Annotated in this window: 1 protein-coding gene; it reads left to right on the forward strand. The window is 43.7% G+C overall.

The window, feature by feature from the left end; genetic code table 11:
• Positions 1-112 precede the first annotated feature (112 nt).
• Positions 113-535, forward strand: a 423-nt coding sequence (locus tag AACR11_RS07560; protein WP_416316083.1) for a hypothetical protein, incomplete at its 3' end; no start/stop codon positions are given.

The raw sequence follows: 535 nt of genomic DNA on the forward strand, positions 1-535 counted from the left end.
AGTATGAAATGCGCAATAACACTTAACATCCAAGGCTTGATGCTTCATCAAAATATGAATACTCAGCCTAAGCCACCGCTCTTAACAATCTTGTTCTAATTAGGAAAGTAGCATGTTCACCAGAGGCAATACCGGAGCTAGAAACCACGGATTGCGCAGCCGTGATATGGCTCGTGCAGGAAGAAATGCGATGACTGAAGCTTGTGAATCAAAGACAACGTCTTATTCCACGGCACAACAAAATGCAGACCGGTTCGAGAAGTTTGCAAGATACTGCGTCGATAACTTTTCAATCAATGATTCTCGGAAAATTGAAAACTCCCACATTCTCCAATATGCCGAAGAGTTAGCAGAGCGAGTTGAAGATGGTTCTCTCAGCGTATCATCTGCGCACGACTACTTAAGTTCAGTCAACGCAGTGATCGCTCAAATGAGGCAAGATAATCTCGTCAGAGTGACTGCTGCACAAACAAATATCCCCAACCGGAGTCACATAGCAGAGCAATCAAAAGCCTGTAGCAAGGATTTACATCAA

It is taken from the genome of Vibrio sp. L85 (genome assembly GCF_963871815.1).
Lineage (GTDB): Bacteria > Pseudomonadota > Gammaproteobacteria > Enterobacterales > Vibrionaceae > Vibrio > Vibrio harveyi.